Here is a 13,990-nt window from a genome sequence, read left to right as displayed (position 1 = left end):
CCGCCCTCACCGGAGACCCGACATGATCCGTCCTTCTGTCCGACTGTCGATCATCGCCCTCGCGGTCGCGAGCATGGCGGCTCCCGGCGTGGCGGCGGCCGCGGCACCGGACGGTGCCGTTCGGGGCGGCCGGGTCCATGCCACAGGCAACGCCACTCCCTATACGGCGGCCCTGACCTGCCTCGCTGACCGCAACCGCACCCTCGGGCTGAGCGCGCCCCGGATGTCGGTGGGGCGGATCGGCGACCTGACCGGCCGGGTGGATTTCGATACCGGCGCCCGCGTCTCCCAGGGGGCCTCCCTGTTCGCCATCACGGCGCTGGCCCGGGCGGGCGCGCCCGTGGTCGAGCGGCTGGACAATACGGTCGCCCAGATCGAACTGGACTACGCCCAGCGCCACCTGCTGTCCGACACCCCCGAACTGGCAGGCCAGTCGGCGGAGAATTTCCGCCCGGTCTTCGCCGGTCAGGTGGCGGGTTCGGAGTATTTCATCGTCGGCGGCATCACCGAGCTGAACTACAACATCCAGTCTTCCGGCATCAGCGGCCAGGTCGGAGAGGCCGCCGTGACCGGCCTGCGGGCCCGCGCCGGTGCCTCCGACTATGTCATGAACGTCGCGATCGACCTGCGCATGGTCGACAGCCGTTCGCAGATCGTCATCGATACGGTCTCCTTCCAGAAGCAGCTGGTTGGACGAGAGATGAACCTCGGCCTGTCCGGCGGCAGCTCCAGTGTCGGCGGCGTCCTCTCCGGCGGGGTCCAGTCGGTGGAACCGCTGCAGGCGGCGGTTCGCACCCTGGTGGAGCGGGGGATTTTTGAACTTCTTGCCGGACTGCAAGGCTCTGACGTCTACAGTGGCTGCCTTGAACGGGCAGAGATCGATTCGTGAACGGCCGCACCCTGATCGTCGCCCTGCTGTCCGCCTCGATCCTTTCGGGGTGTGCGTCGACGGGCTTTGACCCCGCAACCGGCCTTTATGCCGAGCCGGTCGGGGGCGCGCCGGCGACCGCCAACGCCACCCCCCTGACCGCGGCCCTGACCTGCCTGGCGGATACGGCCGCGGGTCGTGGACTGGTCGCGCCGCGCCTCGCCGTGGGCGACATCGCGGATCTGACCGGCAAGCTGGATCTCGAGACCGGACGCAGGGTGACCCAGGGCGCGTCCCTGTTCGCCGTGACCGCCCTGGGTCGCGCCGGTGTGCCCCAGGTCGAAAGGGCGGACCAGACGGTCGCGGAGGTCGAGCGGACCTATGCCGCGGCCCAGGTCCTCTCCGATACGCCGACCGCGGCCGGCGATGCGCCGGGACCACTGCGCGCGATCAATCCCGGCCAGGTCGCCGGGTCGCGGTTCTACCTTGTCGGCGGCATCACCGAGCTCAACTACAATATCGAATCCGAGGGTGGCGAACTCCGTGTCGGGGCGATCAACCCGGAGGATCCCAAGACCGGTTTTGGCAGCTCCCGCTTTGTCATGAATGTCGCCATGGACCTGCGGCTGGTGGATTCCGTCTCCCAGGAGGTGGTGGCGGTCGCGGCCTACCAGAAGCAGATTGTCGGGCGCGAGATCCGCGCCGGTGTGTTCGATATCCTCGGCGGTGTGGCCGTCGATCTCTCCGGCGGCCAGAGCGCGCTGGAGCCCCTGCAACTCGGCGTCCGGACGCTGATCGAGCGTGGCGTCTATGACGTGGCCGCCGAACTTTATGGCCTGTCGGATTCGGCCTGTTTGCCGGCGGCCCTGACCGTCGATACCTCGGGCGGCTATCGCCGGTTGCGCGACCTGCAGCCCCCCGCTGCCGCGCCTGTGCCGACGACGTTCGCTGCCGCGCGCTCGCCGGGCCCGGCCGCGCCACCCGCCGCGCCGCCCGCCCTGCCGCTCGCCCCGCCGCCGACGGGCGCTTTCCAGGTCGACCCGCTGGCCCTGCCCTCTGTGCCGGCCGTCGAGCCCCAGGCGCTGCCGGGCGAGACGCCGCCGGTCCGACCCAGGATCGACCCGCGCACATGGCGTCTGACGCGGGGCGGCCGCGCGTGACGGGCGGCGGGCTGTAGAAGCCGCCGCCGCAACCTTACCCGCCCAACCCCGTTCTCTCCGGCGACAGGCTTCACTGCCGGAAAGAACCCCCATGACCACCATCAAGACCCTCACGGCCGCCGCCGCCGCCGCCCTGACCCTCGCCGCCGCCGGCGTGGCCTCGGCCCAGACGCCGTACAGCGCGACTCCCTACAGCCCTCAGTCACAGGAGCCGTCGCAGGGCGGCCGGGTGCTGGAGGCCATTCTCGGGACCCTGTTCGGGCAGGGCCAGGCCACCCTGGACAGCGAATGGAGCCGTGGTCGCCGGCCGCTGTACAACCAGCGCACCCAGTTCGATGCCAGGCTGGACGCCGGGGTTCGGGACGGCTCCATCAACTACCGCCAGTCGGAGCGGCTGCGCGCCGGCTTCGCCGAACTGGTCGATCTGGAAACCCGCTATGCCGCCGACGGCCGCTTCACCACCGCCGAACGCACCGACCTGACCGACCGCTACCGCCGCCTGACCGACCGGCTGGAGTCCGCTGAGGACGATGACAACAATGGCGGCGGCTATGGCCGCTGGGAGCCGCTGGCCGGCCAGAGCGCCGCGTTCTACGTCCGCGTGGCGGCCGCCCTGCGCGCCCGCGACATCACCCGCACGGAATCGACCCGGCTGCGCACCGACTTCCAGGCGCTGGTCCGTCTGGAGGCCCAGTACGAACGCGACGGCCTCGACTCCCGCGAGCGCCAGGATCTGGAAGCCCGCTACGCCGATCTGAACCGCCGCGTCGGCGACGGCTACATGCCGGGCAACAATGGCGGCGGCTACGGTAATGACCCGCGCGCGGCCCAGATCGAGGCCCGCATCACCGCCGGCGAACGCAGCGGCGCGATCAGCCGCACCGAAGCCAGCCGCCTGCGCACCGAACTGGCCGACCTGAGCCGCCGCTGGGCGGACCTCGAGGCGCGGGCGTCGGTGCGCCGCTAGGAGGTGAATGGTGGTTGGTGATTAGTGGTTGGCCGGCACCGGTGCGAGGGCGCGGGCCGCGCCGCCCTTCCGCTGAAAGTCGAGCGGCAACCCCCAATCACCAATCACCAACCACCACACTCACTCCGTCAGCCAGAACAACGTCTCCACCGTCGTCCCCAGCGCCCGCGCGAGGCTGAGGGCGAGGATGGTCGAGGGGATGAAGACCCCGTTCTCGACCGTGTTCACGGTCTTGCGCGACACGCCGGCCCGCTCGGCCAGTTCGGCCTGGGTCAGGCCGGCGGCGGTGCGGAGTTCCTTCAGCCGTGAGGCGAGGCGTGGATCACCCATCGTCGCGCCCGGCCTCACGGTCCAGCCAGGCGAAGCGCAGGCCCGCCGTCGCGCCCGCCGCCGCCAGAGCGAAGGGCAGGGCGATCAGGCCGGTCTCCAGCCGCCACAGGCCGAGGCCCAGGGCGATGGTCGTACCCGCCATCAGCACGAGGAAGGCCCAGACGATCGCCCGGGCGCGCAGCACCTGGGTCAGCTCGTCCTCGAGGTAGCGGCGGTTCTTCCGCGAGTTTCCGTCCCAGCCCATGGTCACGGAGGCCGCCAGCCAGGCGTAGATCACCGGCAGGAGGACGCTCATGTAGTTTGCGAGACTCTCCTCGCCGGCCAGGATCAGCGGGATCGCCCGCGTCGACTGGTACAGGAAGATCAGGGTGATGATCGGGAACAGCCACAGCAGCATGGACCGCTGCGCCTGCATCCGCTCGCGCCTGCCCGGCTCGTCCTCGTCGCGTGAGGCGGGACCGCCGGGCCGCAGTTTCCAGGCGATCATCAGTCCGATCACGAAGATGCCGATGCCGATACCGGTCACGATCCCTGCATTGGTATCGGAAAACGTTCCGGCCAGACTCGTCGCGCCCGGGTTCAGGCCGACCACCGCCAGGCCGAGACCGAGGCCGGAGATGACGAAGCCGGCCATGAATTTCCAGCCGCGGCCCCGGACCGGCCGGTCGTCGCTGCCATCGCGCGTGTTCGACATCTGCATCCTCCTGCGTTTGTCACCTAGGGGTTACATATCACCTATGGGTTACACGACGTCAAGCGATCAGATCAGCAGCGCCCCCTCGTGCCGCAGCAGCCATTCCTTCCGACCCAGCCCGCCGCCGAAGCCGGTCAGCGAGCCGTCGGCCCCGATGACCCGGTGGCAGGCGAGGATCAGCGGGATCGGATTGCGGTTCAGCGCCGTCCCCGCCGCCTGGGCCGCGCCCGGCTCGCCCGCCCGTTTCGCCATCTCGCCATAGCTGAGGGTGACCCCCGCAGGCACATCCGCCAGCGCCCGCCAGACCCGCGCCTGGAAGCCGTCGCCGGCCGCCGCGCCCTCCAGCGACCAGTCCACCCGCGTCAGCGCCTCCCGGTCGCCGTCGAAATAGGCGGCGACCTCCCGCGCCACCGCCGCCGGCGTTTCGCCCTCGACCAGCGTGGCACCCGGATACTCCCGCCGCATCGCCCCGATCAGCCCGTCCGCGAACGACAGCCCCCGCACCGCGCCCGCGTCATCACACGCCAGCGCCAGCGGCCCGAGCGGACTGTCGAGGCGGGAGAGGGTGAGGTTCATGGGAGCTCAGGGGTGAGGAGGTGATTGGTGATTGGTGATTGGTGGTTGGTGATTGGTGAAGGGATGCCGTCTCTGTCAGCGGAAGGGCGGCACGGTCCGCGCTGTCGTACCGGCGTCGGCCAGCCACCAATCACCAACCACCAATCACCCGTCTCGCGCCGGCATGAGCGCATTAACCTCGCCCCAGCCCATCGCCCCTTCCATCAGCGGCTCCGACCGACCGTCCGCGAGGAACCCCCGGGTCAGCGCCGCCGCCCGGCCCCAGACCGCGCCCCACACGCTTGAGCCGGCGCTCAGCCGCCGCACGCCCAGCCCCTTCAGCGTCGCCGCATCGTGCAGGCCCGGCCAGGCCAGCAGGTTCACCGGCAGGGGCGTCGCCGCCACCATCGCCGCGATGTCCCCCACATCCGTCAGCCCCGGCGCGAAGAAGCCGTCCGCCCCCGCTGCCGCATAGATCGTCGCCCGCCGCGCCGCCTCGGCCACCGGAGCCTCCGGCGCCACGCCCCTCAGCCAGACGTCGCAGCGCGCATTGACGAACAGCGCCCCGCCGACCGCCGCCTTGATCGCTGCGATCTTGGCCGCCAGCCCCTCCGGCGCCCTGCCGCCGTCCTCGATATTGATCCCCTGCACCCCCGCCTCGACCAGCCGCGTGGCCAGCGCCGCCACCGCGGCCGGGTCGTCGGAATAGCCGCCCTCCATGTCGATCGAGACCGGCAGGCCGCCCGCGCCGCGCACCACATCCCGCGCCGCCTGCACCACCCGCTCGACCGGCAGCGCATCCCCGTCCGGCCAGCCCAGGGCCCAGGCCACGCCCGCGCTCGTCGTCGCCACCGCCCTGGCCCCCAGCGACGCCACCAGCGCCGCCGACCCTCCATCCCAGGCGTTGGGCAGGATCAGCAGGCCGTCCTGGTGAAGGGCGTGGAAGGGGGTCATGAACGGGTCTCCTTGTCGGCTCCGATACTGCCGCGCCGCCGCCGCCTCGTCTCGCGGTTTTCGGCCCTTCACAGACCACCCTGCTGCCACACCGCTGTCAGCAGCGCCCCCGCCGCATCCCCCGCCGGACGCGCGCGTTGTGGCGTAACCGCCTCCCGCCCCCTAGATTGCCGTTCATGAACCGTTCTTCGTCCCCCAAGGGTTCCGCCCCGCGCATCACCAAGCCCGTCCACGTCCGCGGCGAGTCCCTGGCCGAGGCCCCCGCCGCCTTTCTGCGCGACGACGACGGCACCCCCGCCCGCATGCCGGTGAAGACGCCGAACATGCCGATGTTCGCCCCCGTCACCGGCCCGCGCCTGACGCCCGAGGAGGCTCCCGGCAAGCCGTCCGACTGGACCCCGCACCGCCCCGACCGGCCGCAGGATCGCAAACACATCCCCTTCCGGCTGGAGACCCGCTACACCCCCGCCGGGGACCAGCCCGCCGCCATCAAGGAGCTCGTCGCCACCGCCGCCACCGGCGAGCGCGATCAGGTCCTGCTGGGCGTCACCGGCTCGGGCAAGACCTTCACCATGGCCAAGGTCATCGAACAGACCCAGCGCCCGGCCCTGATCCTGGCCCCCAACAAGACCCTCGCCGCCCAGCTCTATTCCGAGTTCAAAAGCTTCTTCCCGGACAACGCCGTCGAGTATTTCGTCTCCTACTACGACTACTATCAGCCGGAAGCTTATGTACCGAAATCAGATACTTACATCGAAAAAGACTCGTCCATAAACGAGCAGATCGACCGCATGCGCCACTCGGCGACGCGGGCGATCCTCGAGCGGGACGATGTCATCGTCGTCGCCTCGGTCAGCTGCATCTACGGCATCGGCTCGGTCGAGACCTATACGGCCATGACCTTCACCCTGAAGGTCGGCGACCAGATCGACGAGTCCAAGCTCCGCGCCGACCTGATCGCGCTCCAGTACAAGCGCAACGACCTGAATTTCGACCGCGGCATGTTCCGCAAGCGCGGCGACGTGCTGGAGATCTTCCCCGTCCACATGGAGGACCGCGCCTGGCGGGTGCAGCTGTTCGGGGACGAGCTGGAATCGATCCAGGAGTTCGACCCCCTGACCGGCAAGAAGACCGCCGACCTCACCGAGATCACCGTCTACGCCGCCAGCCACTATGTCACCCCGCGCCCGTCGCTGAACCAGGCCATCACCGGCATCAAGGCCGAGCTGAAGGAGACGCTCGACTGGATGGTCGAGAACGGCAAACTGCTGGAGGCCCAGCGCCTCGAACAGCGCGTGCGCTTCGATCTGGAGATGATGGAGGCCACCGGCTCCTGCGCCGGCATCGAGAACTACAGCCGCTGGCTGACCGGCCGCGCCCCGGGCGAGCCGCCGCCCACCTTCTTCGAATACATCCCCGACAACGCCCTGCTGTTCGTCGACGAGAGCCACGTCACCGTCGGCCAGATCAGCGGCATGTACCGCGGCGACTACCGCCGCAAATCCACCCTGGCGGAGTACGGCTTCCGCCTGCCCAGCTGTATCGACAACCGCCCGCTCAAGTTCGACGAATGGGACGCCATGCGGCCCCAGACCCTGTTCGTCACCGCCACCCCCGGCCCGTGGGAGATGGAGCGCACCGGCGGCGTCTTCACCGAACAGGTCATCCGCCCCACCGGCCTGATCGACCCCCCGGTCGAGATCCGCCCGGTCAGCGGCCAGACCCGCAACCAGGTCGACGACGTCATTGACGAGGTCAAACAGGTCGCCCGCAACGGCTACCGCTCCCTGGTCACCGTCCTGACCAAGAAGATGGCCGAGGACCTGACGGAGTACATGCACGAACAGGGCGTCCGCGTCCGCTACATGCACTCCGACGTCGACACGATGGAGCGGATCGAGATCCTGCGCGACCTGCGCGTCGGCTCATTCGACGTCCTGATCGGCATCAACCTGCTGCGCGAGGGCCTCGACATCCCCGAGTGCGGCCTGGTCGCCATCCTCGACGCCGACAAGGAGGGCTTCCTGCGCTCCGAGACCTCCCTCATCCAGACCATCGGCCGCGCCGCCCGCAACGTCGACGGAAGAGTCATCCTCTACGCCGACCGCATGACCGGCTCGATGGAACGCGCCATCGCCGAGACCAACCGCCGCCGCGAAAAGCAGGAGGCCTACAACGCCGAACACGGCATCACCCCGGAGTCGGTCAAACGCGACATCCGCGAGATCATGGCCAGCCCCTATGAGTCCCGCGCCCTCGACAAGCTGACCGCCCCGGGCGTCAAGGAGGAGGCCCGCCCCTTCACCGGCTCCAACTTCCAGGCCGCCCTCAAGGACATCGAGGGCCGCATGCGCAACGCCGCCGCCAACCTCGAATTCGAGGAGGCGGCGCGGCTCCGCGACGAGATCAAGCGGATGAAGCTGATGGACCTGGAGTTCGCCAATGAGGTCCTGACCGCCGAGGGCGAGACGGTCGACAAGGCGGCGCCGAAGCGCTGGCGGGCGGAGGCGGCGGCGGAGAAGGCGGAGGCGTTCCGGAAGGGGCGGTAGGGGGGGTATGAACATGTCCACCCCTCCCGCTATCGTCATTCCGGGCGGAGGCGAGCGAAGCGAGGCGGAGGCCCGGAACCCAGCGGCGCGCGAGAGCGCGAAGTTGTCGGGCGCGCCGGTGCGTGGACAGGTCGCCTGCGGTGCCGCTGGGTTCCGGCCTTCGCCGGAATGACGATAGCGGGAGGGGCGCTGGACAGACCTTAGAAATAGCGCATAGGTTGTGAGACATGCGCACGTATCGGAAGTTAGTCGCGACCTACATCATGGCCAGCCGGCGCAACGGCACGCTCTACACCGGCGTCGCCGCCAACCTTCCGGCACGGGTGTGGAAGCATCGCACCGGCGCCTTCGAGGGGTTCAGCAAACGCTACGGCTGCACCCGGCTGGTCTGGTTTCAGCGCCACGCCTGGGTCGTCGACGCAATCCGCCTCGAAAAGCAGATCAAGGGCTGGAAGCGCGACTGGAAGCTCCGGCTGATCGAGGAAGCCAACCCCGACTGGCGCGATCTGGCGGCCGAGTGGTTTCCGGTGAACGATCCCGACTGGGTCCCGCCGGAAGAACCGGACTGAGGCGGTGCCCCCCAACCGCTATCGTCATTCCGGGCGGAGAGGCGCGTAGCGGCTCGGAGGCCCGGAACCCAGCGGTGCCGAAGGCGATCTGTTCACGCACCGGTGCCCGCGGCAGCTTCGCGCTCACGCGCGCCGCTGGGTTCCGGGCCTCGCTCCGCTCGCCCGGAATGACGATAGCGGGAGGGGAGGGAGCACCGCTCACAATCCGCCGATTGTCAGCACAATCCCGCCCCCACCGTCCCCTCCCGACCCCAATCCTTTCAACCCCTTGCGCCCCGCGCTCTCCCTTTTCGCCCCTTTCAGCCCGCCATAGTTCCCGCCCGCCGCAGACTCCGCCGCCTCAACACGGAGCGGAGACCATGAAGAAGAGGAAGAAGCGGCCCGACCCCGTCGGCTATGCGATGCAACTGGCGCTGGGCGTCGAACGGGTGGCGACCATGGCGCGGGCGGCGGCGCGCATGCCGACCGGAACGCCTGCGCTCGATGCAGCCCAGGACGCGGCCATGACGGCGACCGACCGGGTGATGGCGACGCTGCAGCGGCTCCATGATCGGGGGCGGCGATGAAGGCCCTGCCGAAGACCCGCTATGTCACCGTGGCGGCGGAGACCTGGGACCTGATCCGGGGGGCCTATCTGTCGGGCCTGTCGGCGCCGACGGTGGCGGCGCGGTTCGGGGTGTCGGTGACGGCCCTGCGCAAACATGCGGCGAAGGAGGGCTGGACCAAACGGGCCTTCGCCGCGCGTCAGGCGCAGGCGCGGTCGGTGCCGCCGCCCGGCCCCGCGCCCTCCGCCCCCGTCGACGGTCCCCCCGACGAGGCGGCGGTGCTGGCGGCCTGGCGCGCGCCCCTGCACATCCGCCCCGACGACCTCGCCCGCCGGGCCCTGGCCGGCGCCGCCCATGCGCTGAAGACCGGCGAGGGGCTGAACGCCGTCCGCCTCGCCCGCGCCGCGACCGAGATCGCCCGTCTGAACGACGTCCTGCAATGGGCCGAGGAGGACCCGGCCGAGTCCGACGAACGGTTCGAGGCCGGTCAGGCCATGATGCGGATGTTCCTGCGCGAACGGGCGCTGACGCTGGCGCAGGACCTGATGGCCGGCCGCGACCTGCCGCCCGAATACGAGGAGCTGAAGATCGAACTGGCCCGGCTGGAGGCCATGCGCGCGGCGGAGGCAGCGGTTGGGGAAGCGGGGGCGAAAGGGGAGGGATGACAGGGTTTCGCAATTTTCCGGGGGGCGTGCCGACTGACCCCGCGGCCCTTGGCCGCGCCCCGTCCGCCATGCCATCGTTGCCCCAAGAGGGATTCCACCATGGCCGAACCGCAAACGCCCGCTCCGGAGCCGAAAGCCCGGGGGTTGAACGACCTGTCCGACGACACGCTCGGCTTCGGCCTGCTCGAGTTGGTGACCGCGCGCGATCTGCTGCTGCGCCCGCGCACGGTGCTGGAGGCCTGGATGACCCAGGGGCCGGACGGCGGGGGGCTCTATGCGCGGCCGCTGCGGCTCTATCTGGCGCTCAACGCCATCCTCATGCTGGTGCTGTTCCTGCAGGGCGGCACGGCCATGATGCTGGGCGCCATGCCGCCGGAGATGCTGGACCCGCTGATCGCCGCCTCGGGCAAGAGCCGCGACGCCTTCATGGCCGATGCCGACAACTGGATGAGCCTGGTGCTGGTGCCCCTGCTCTCCGTCTTCTACGCCCTGGCCGCGGCGCCCCTGATGCGCTGGTGGGATCCGGACAAGCTGGGCTGGCGGCGCGGATTCCGGGCGGCCTTCGCCTACCTCAACGCCCTGACCGTGCCCCTGCTGCCCTTCTCCTGGTGGATGTACAAACCGGGGCCCGGCCAGTTGATCGGCACGGTGGTCCTGTTCGTCATCGCCATCGCCGCCTTCATGCGCATGGGGGCGGGCCGCTGGTACAGCGCGCCGGTCTTCGGCCTGGCCAAGGCGGTCGCCCTGTGGATCACGATCCAGCTGGTCGCCGGGATCGGCTATTTGCCCTTGTTCGCCATCGGCCTGCTGGCCGGCCGTTTCGCGTGACGCCAAAGGCGCCGGTCCTGCCCACCCGGGCCGCCGCCCTGATCGTCCTGATCCTCGCGGCCGTGGTCCTCGGCCTCGCCCCGATCCTCGTCCGCCTCTCTGACGCGGGACCGGCCGCCGCGGGCTTCTGGCGCTTCGCCTTCGCCCTGCCGTGGCTGCTGGTCATGACCGCCCGCCCGGGCGGGGAGGGCATCGGCCGGCCCTCGAACTGGATGGTGCTGGCGGGCGTGATGCTCGTGTTCGACCTGGGCTTCTGGCACTACAGCATCGCCCTGACCTCGGTGGCCAATGCCACCACCCTGACCAATCTGACGCCCGTGGTGGTGACCCTGGTCGGCTGGTGGGTGTTCCGCGAGCGGCCCAAGGCCCTGTTCCTCGTGGCGCTCGCCGCCGCCATCGCCGGGGCCGTGACCATGTCGCTCGGCGCCGACGGCGGGCAGGGCTCGAACCCCCCGCTGGGCGACGTCTTCGCCGCCGTCACCGCCCTCTGGTACGCGGGCTATTTCATCGCCGTGAAGGGCGCGCGCGACCGCCACTCGGCCGGGCGGGTCATGCTCTGGTCCACGGCCATCGCCGCGCCGGGCCTGCTGCTGGCCGCCCTGCTGCTCGGCGAACAGGTCCTGCCCGGCTCATGGGGCGGCTGGGCCGCCTGCGCGGGCCTCGGCCTGATGCATGTGGTGGGGCAGGGCGGCGTCGCCTGGTCGCTGGGCCGGCTGCCCGCCGCGCTCACCGCCGTGACCGTCCTGATCCAGCCCGTCGTCGCGGCCCTGCTCGGCTGGCTCATCTTCGCCGAGACCCTGACCGCCGTGCAGGCGATCGGCGGCGTCGTGGTGCTGGCCGCGATCGTGCTGGCGCAGTGGTCATCGGCCAAAAAGAAAGGCGCGGAGGCCGAAGCCCCCGCGCCCGTCCTGTGATGGTGTCAGCCGTGGCTTCGACCAGGCCGCGTCGGGTCGAGAAGGCGGAGCCTTCTGACCGCGGCCCAAGGTTAAAGAAGCTTGAGGTCGATCGCCGAGGTCTTGCCGCGCTGGGATTCCAGCTCGTATTCGACCTTGGCGTTCTCATCGAGGCCTTGCAGGCCCGCCTTCTGGACTGCGGTGATGTGGACGAAAACGTCCTGACCGCCGCCATCGGGCTGGATGAAGCCGAAACCCTTCGTCGGGTTGAACCACTTGACCGTGCCGGTCGCCATAATGCGTCTCCTGAACGCGCTTTCCAGGCAGACGTCCCTCGAGGGACGCCCGTCAGCCCATCTGGACGAGCTCATTCAGTGAAGGAGCGAGCGCGATTGTGGAGGCCGCGCGAAATCCGGACTGCGCCGACTTTCTCTCGCGCAATTCGGGGTCGGTCAACCGCAAACAGATTCGCCTCTCCGGCGAACGGCGTTCGCAAAATCAGGTGCAGAGCGGGCGCGCTGCGCCGTCGAGATGCAGGTGGTTGGCGTGGGCCTCATTGTAGCCCGGGCCCAGGACGGTCGAGAACACCCGGCAGGCCCCCTCGCGGATCCGGGTCAGGAAGCGCCGTCCCTCAGGCCCGCGCGGACCGTCTCCGGGCCAGTCGGTCAGCACCGAGACGCGCCGTCCGTCCTCCAGCGTCACGCCGCCGATATCCAGCGCATTGGCTCGCGCATGCTCGCTGGGCCGGGCGCTCGGATCGGTCTGGCCATAGATGCGGCGGCAGCTGTAGGTGCCCACGTCGTTCAGCCGCGCCACCCGGCTGCCGAAGGTCTGCATCGCCGCGGGCTGCAGCACCTGGCGCTCCCAGATGACGTACCGCACCGCCAGCGGGCACTGCAGGACCGGATTGCCGGGCAGGGGGGTGACGGCCCCGCCGGTGATGCGGATGGCTCCGCGGACGACGCAGAAGCCGCCGTCGTCCCGGTCCTCGGCCCGCTCCACCTGCACCCCGGCCTCGCGCAGCACCCGCATACAGGCCTCGGTGACGGCGGTGGTCTCCTCGGGCGCGGCGGCGACGGCCAGTTCGAAATCGGCCACCTTGGCCGCCGTCGCCGTGCCGATCGGCCGGTTCAGGTCCAGCGGCTTCCAAGGCAGGTCCTGCTGCGGGGCAAACAGGTTGAGCATGGCGAAGGCCGCGCAGACGCCGAGCGCCAGCTCCCACAGCAGGTTCCAGAAATCGGCAAAATCGCGCTTCATGCGCGAGCAGCCTTACGCGGCGGCGCGGGCCTCCGCCAGTCGCCGGACGAGGGTCGTGCAGGCCCGCTGGCCCGCCACGCCGTCATTGGACAGGGCGATGAAGCCGAGACCCCGCTCCGGCGCGGCCAGCACGGTCGCGAACCACATGGTGTTGGAGCCGTTGTGCGTGATCGTCGGGCCCGGACCGCCGACGCCCGCCCAAGGCGCGGTTCCGACGCCCCAGCCGGCCGCATACGCCGGCGGGCTCCCTGCGGCGGGGGTCAGGAGATGAGCGCGGGCAGCCTCGCTGAGCCAGCCGGGCGCGCGGCCCATCATGGCACCGATGAAGCGGGCGTAGTCGGCCATGCTCATATGGGCCGTGCCCGCCGGGCCGAGGGCGCGCGGATTGTCCGCAAAGCCCGCGGGATCGACGCCGACACCGCCACTATGGCCCCAGGGCGCCGGGTCCTGCGGCGCGCCGAAGCCGGCGGTGGTCAGGCCCAGCGGTGCATACAGTTCCGCCGCCATGACTGTCTCCCACGGCTGGCCGGTGATGGCCTCGATGGCGGCACCCAGGACGATGTAGTTGCCGTTGCCATAGGCGAACTGGCCGACTGGCCCCGCCGGCGGCGCGCCGAACGCCCGCGCCGCGAACTCGGCCCGCTGCTCCGCCAGCGGGCGCTGGTCGGCGTGGGCGGCCATCAGCCAGGCGCGGTCCAGCAGGGCGGCGTCGAGCAGCCCGGCGCGGTGGTGCATCAGGTCGTCGAGCGTGGTCGCCGCCCAGGCCGGATGCGTGGTCAGGCCCGGGAAGGCCTCACCGACCGGCATGGCCCAGCGGGCGCGGCCTTGATCGACCAGTCGCGCGAAGACGGCGGCGGTCATCGCCTTGGTGTTCGAGCCCAGGTGCCAGCGGTCGCTGGCGGTTGCCAGGGTCTCGCTTCCGGCGCGGCGTACGCCCCTCACCCCGGACCAGGCGAGACCGTCGCGCGTCACGATCGCGGCGGCCAGGGCGGGCGGTGCGGCCTCGGCGAAGACGGCGTCCAGCGCGGCTTCTGCCGCCGGTTCGCCCTGACGGCTGCGCGCCATGGCCGGAAAGGCGCTGACGAGCGGCAGGGCGGCGAAACCGCCCAACAGGGCGCGGCGCGTGGCGAACATGGGTGGCTCCATCTCTGTCACC

General features: G+C 70.5%; 16 protein-coding genes. 9 read left to right on the top strand and 7 right to left on the bottom strand.

Features of this window, described 5'->3' with window-relative positions:
- Window positions 1–22 precede the first annotated feature (22 nt).
- The 3 genes from hfaB (KB221_13530) to KB221_13520 all read left to right on the top strand — a co-directional run bounded on the left by hfaB (KB221_13530) (window position 23) and on the right by KB221_13520 (window position 2,995).
- Complete coding sequence (hfaB, locus tag KB221_13530) at window positions 23–889, top strand: holdfast anchoring protein HfaB (GenBank protein ID WIY69087.1); 867 nt, start codon at window positions 23–25, stop codon at window positions 887–889.
- Window positions 886–2,028, top strand: coding sequence for a holdfast anchoring protein HfaB (hfaB, locus tag KB221_13525; protein WIY69086.1), 1,143 nt, complete (start codon window positions 886–888; stop codon window positions 2,026–2,028). Before hfaB (KB221_13530) ends, hfaB (KB221_13525) begins: the two co-directional genes overlap by 4 nt.
- 91 nt (window positions 2,029–2,119) lie before the next feature.
- Window positions 2,120–2,995, top strand: a complete 876-nt coding sequence (locus KB221_13520; GenBank protein ID WIY69085.1) for a hypothetical protein — start codon at window positions 2,120–2,122, stop codon at window positions 2,993–2,995.
- Between the two features lie 120 nt (window positions 2,996–3,115).
- Here KB221_13520 and KB221_13515 read toward each other — a convergent pair whose 3' ends face one another.
- From KB221_13515 to KB221_13500, 4 genes are all read right to left on the bottom strand, one after another.
- Entirely contained in the window at window positions 3,116–3,325 is a 210-nt protein-coding gene (locus KB221_13515; GenBank protein ID WIY69084.1) for a helix-turn-helix transcriptional regulator, read from the bottom strand.
- Window positions 3,318–4,019, bottom strand: coding sequence for a hypothetical protein (locus KB221_13510; protein ID WIY69083.1), 702 nt, complete (start codon window positions 4,017–4,019; stop codon window positions 3,318–3,320). The genes KB221_13515 and KB221_13510 overlap by 8 nt, the downstream gene beginning before the upstream one ends.
- 66 nt (window positions 4,020–4,085) lie before the next feature.
- Window positions 4,086–4,595: a methylated-DNA--[protein]-cysteine S-methyltransferase gene (locus tag KB221_13505; GenBank protein WIY69082.1), complete on the bottom strand. Its 510-nt coding sequence runs from the start codon at window positions 4,593–4,595 to the stop codon at window positions 4,086–4,088.
- 144 nt (window positions 4,596–4,739) lie between these two features.
- Window positions 4,740–5,528 (bottom strand): isocitrate lyase/phosphoenolpyruvate mutase family protein, encoded by a 789-nt coding sequence (locus tag KB221_13500; protein ID WIY69081.1) that lies wholly within the window; start codon window positions 5,526–5,528, stop codon window positions 4,740–4,742.
- A gap of 323 nt (window positions 5,529–5,851) precedes the next feature.
- On the opposite strand from KB221_13500, the gene uvrB reads away from it, so the two are divergent.
- The 6 genes from uvrB to KB221_13470 all read left to right on the top strand — a co-directional run bounded on the left by uvrB (window position 5,852) and on the right by KB221_13470 (window position 11,598).
- Window positions 5,852–8,077 (top strand): excinuclease ABC subunit UvrB, encoded by a 2,226-nt coding sequence (gene uvrB, locus KB221_13495; protein ID WIY70931.1) that lies wholly within the window; start codon window positions 5,852–5,854, stop codon window positions 8,075–8,077.
- A gap of 227 nt (window positions 8,078–8,304) precedes the next feature.
- Window positions 8,305–8,646: a GIY-YIG nuclease family protein gene (locus KB221_13490; protein ID WIY69080.1), complete on the top strand. Its 342-nt coding sequence runs from the start codon at window positions 8,305–8,307 to the stop codon at window positions 8,644–8,646.
- Between the two features lie 359 nt (window positions 8,647–9,005).
- On the top strand, window positions 9,006–9,212 hold the full coding sequence (locus tag KB221_13485; protein ID WIY69079.1) for a hypothetical protein: 207 nt from the start codon (window positions 9,006–9,008) through the stop codon (window positions 9,210–9,212).
- The gene (locus tag KB221_13480; GenBank protein WIY69078.1) at window positions 9,209–9,856 is read left to right on the top strand and encodes a hypothetical protein; all 648 of its coding nucleotides are present in this window, start codon (window positions 9,209–9,211) and stop codon (window positions 9,854–9,856) included. Before KB221_13485 ends, KB221_13480 begins: the two co-directional genes overlap by 4 nt.
- Before the next feature lie 99 nt (window positions 9,857–9,955).
- The gene (locus KB221_13475) at window positions 9,956–10,684 is read left to right on the top strand and encodes a hypothetical protein (GenBank protein WIY69077.1); all 729 of its coding nucleotides are present in this window, start codon (window positions 9,956–9,958) and stop codon (window positions 10,682–10,684) included.
- On the top strand, window positions 10,681–11,598 hold the full coding sequence (locus tag KB221_13470) for a DMT family transporter (GenBank protein ID WIY69076.1): 918 nt from the start codon (window positions 10,681–10,683) through the stop codon (window positions 11,596–11,598). The genes KB221_13475 and KB221_13470 overlap by 4 nt, the downstream gene beginning before the upstream one ends.
- 71 nt (window positions 11,599–11,669) lie before the next feature.
- Here the strand turns inward: KB221_13470 and KB221_13465 are convergent, their stop codons facing one another.
- From KB221_13465 to KB221_13455, 3 genes are all read right to left on the bottom strand, one after another.
- On the bottom strand, window positions 11,670–11,873 hold the full coding sequence (locus KB221_13465; protein WIY69075.1) for a cold-shock protein: 204 nt from the start codon (window positions 11,871–11,873) through the stop codon (window positions 11,670–11,672).
- A 202-nt stretch (window positions 11,874–12,075) separates the two neighbouring features.
- The gene (locus KB221_13460) at window positions 12,076–12,834 is read right to left on the bottom strand and encodes an extensin family protein (protein ID WIY69074.1); all 759 of its coding nucleotides are present in this window, start codon (window positions 12,832–12,834) and stop codon (window positions 12,076–12,078) included.
- 12 nt (window positions 12,835–12,846) lie between these two features.
- On the bottom strand, window positions 12,847–13,968 hold the full coding sequence (locus KB221_13455; protein ID WIY69073.1) for a serine hydrolase domain-containing protein: 1,122 nt from the start codon (window positions 13,966–13,968) through the stop codon (window positions 12,847–12,849).
- Between the last annotated feature and the right edge of the window lie 22 nt (window positions 13,969–13,990).

The organism is Aquidulcibacter paucihalophilus, assembly GCA_030285985.1.
GTDB lineage: Bacteria > Pseudomonadota > Alphaproteobacteria > Caulobacterales > Caulobacteraceae > Brevundimonas.
Note: the sequence above shows the minus strand (reverse complement) of the source record. Positions and strands in the feature narration are given on the sequence as shown.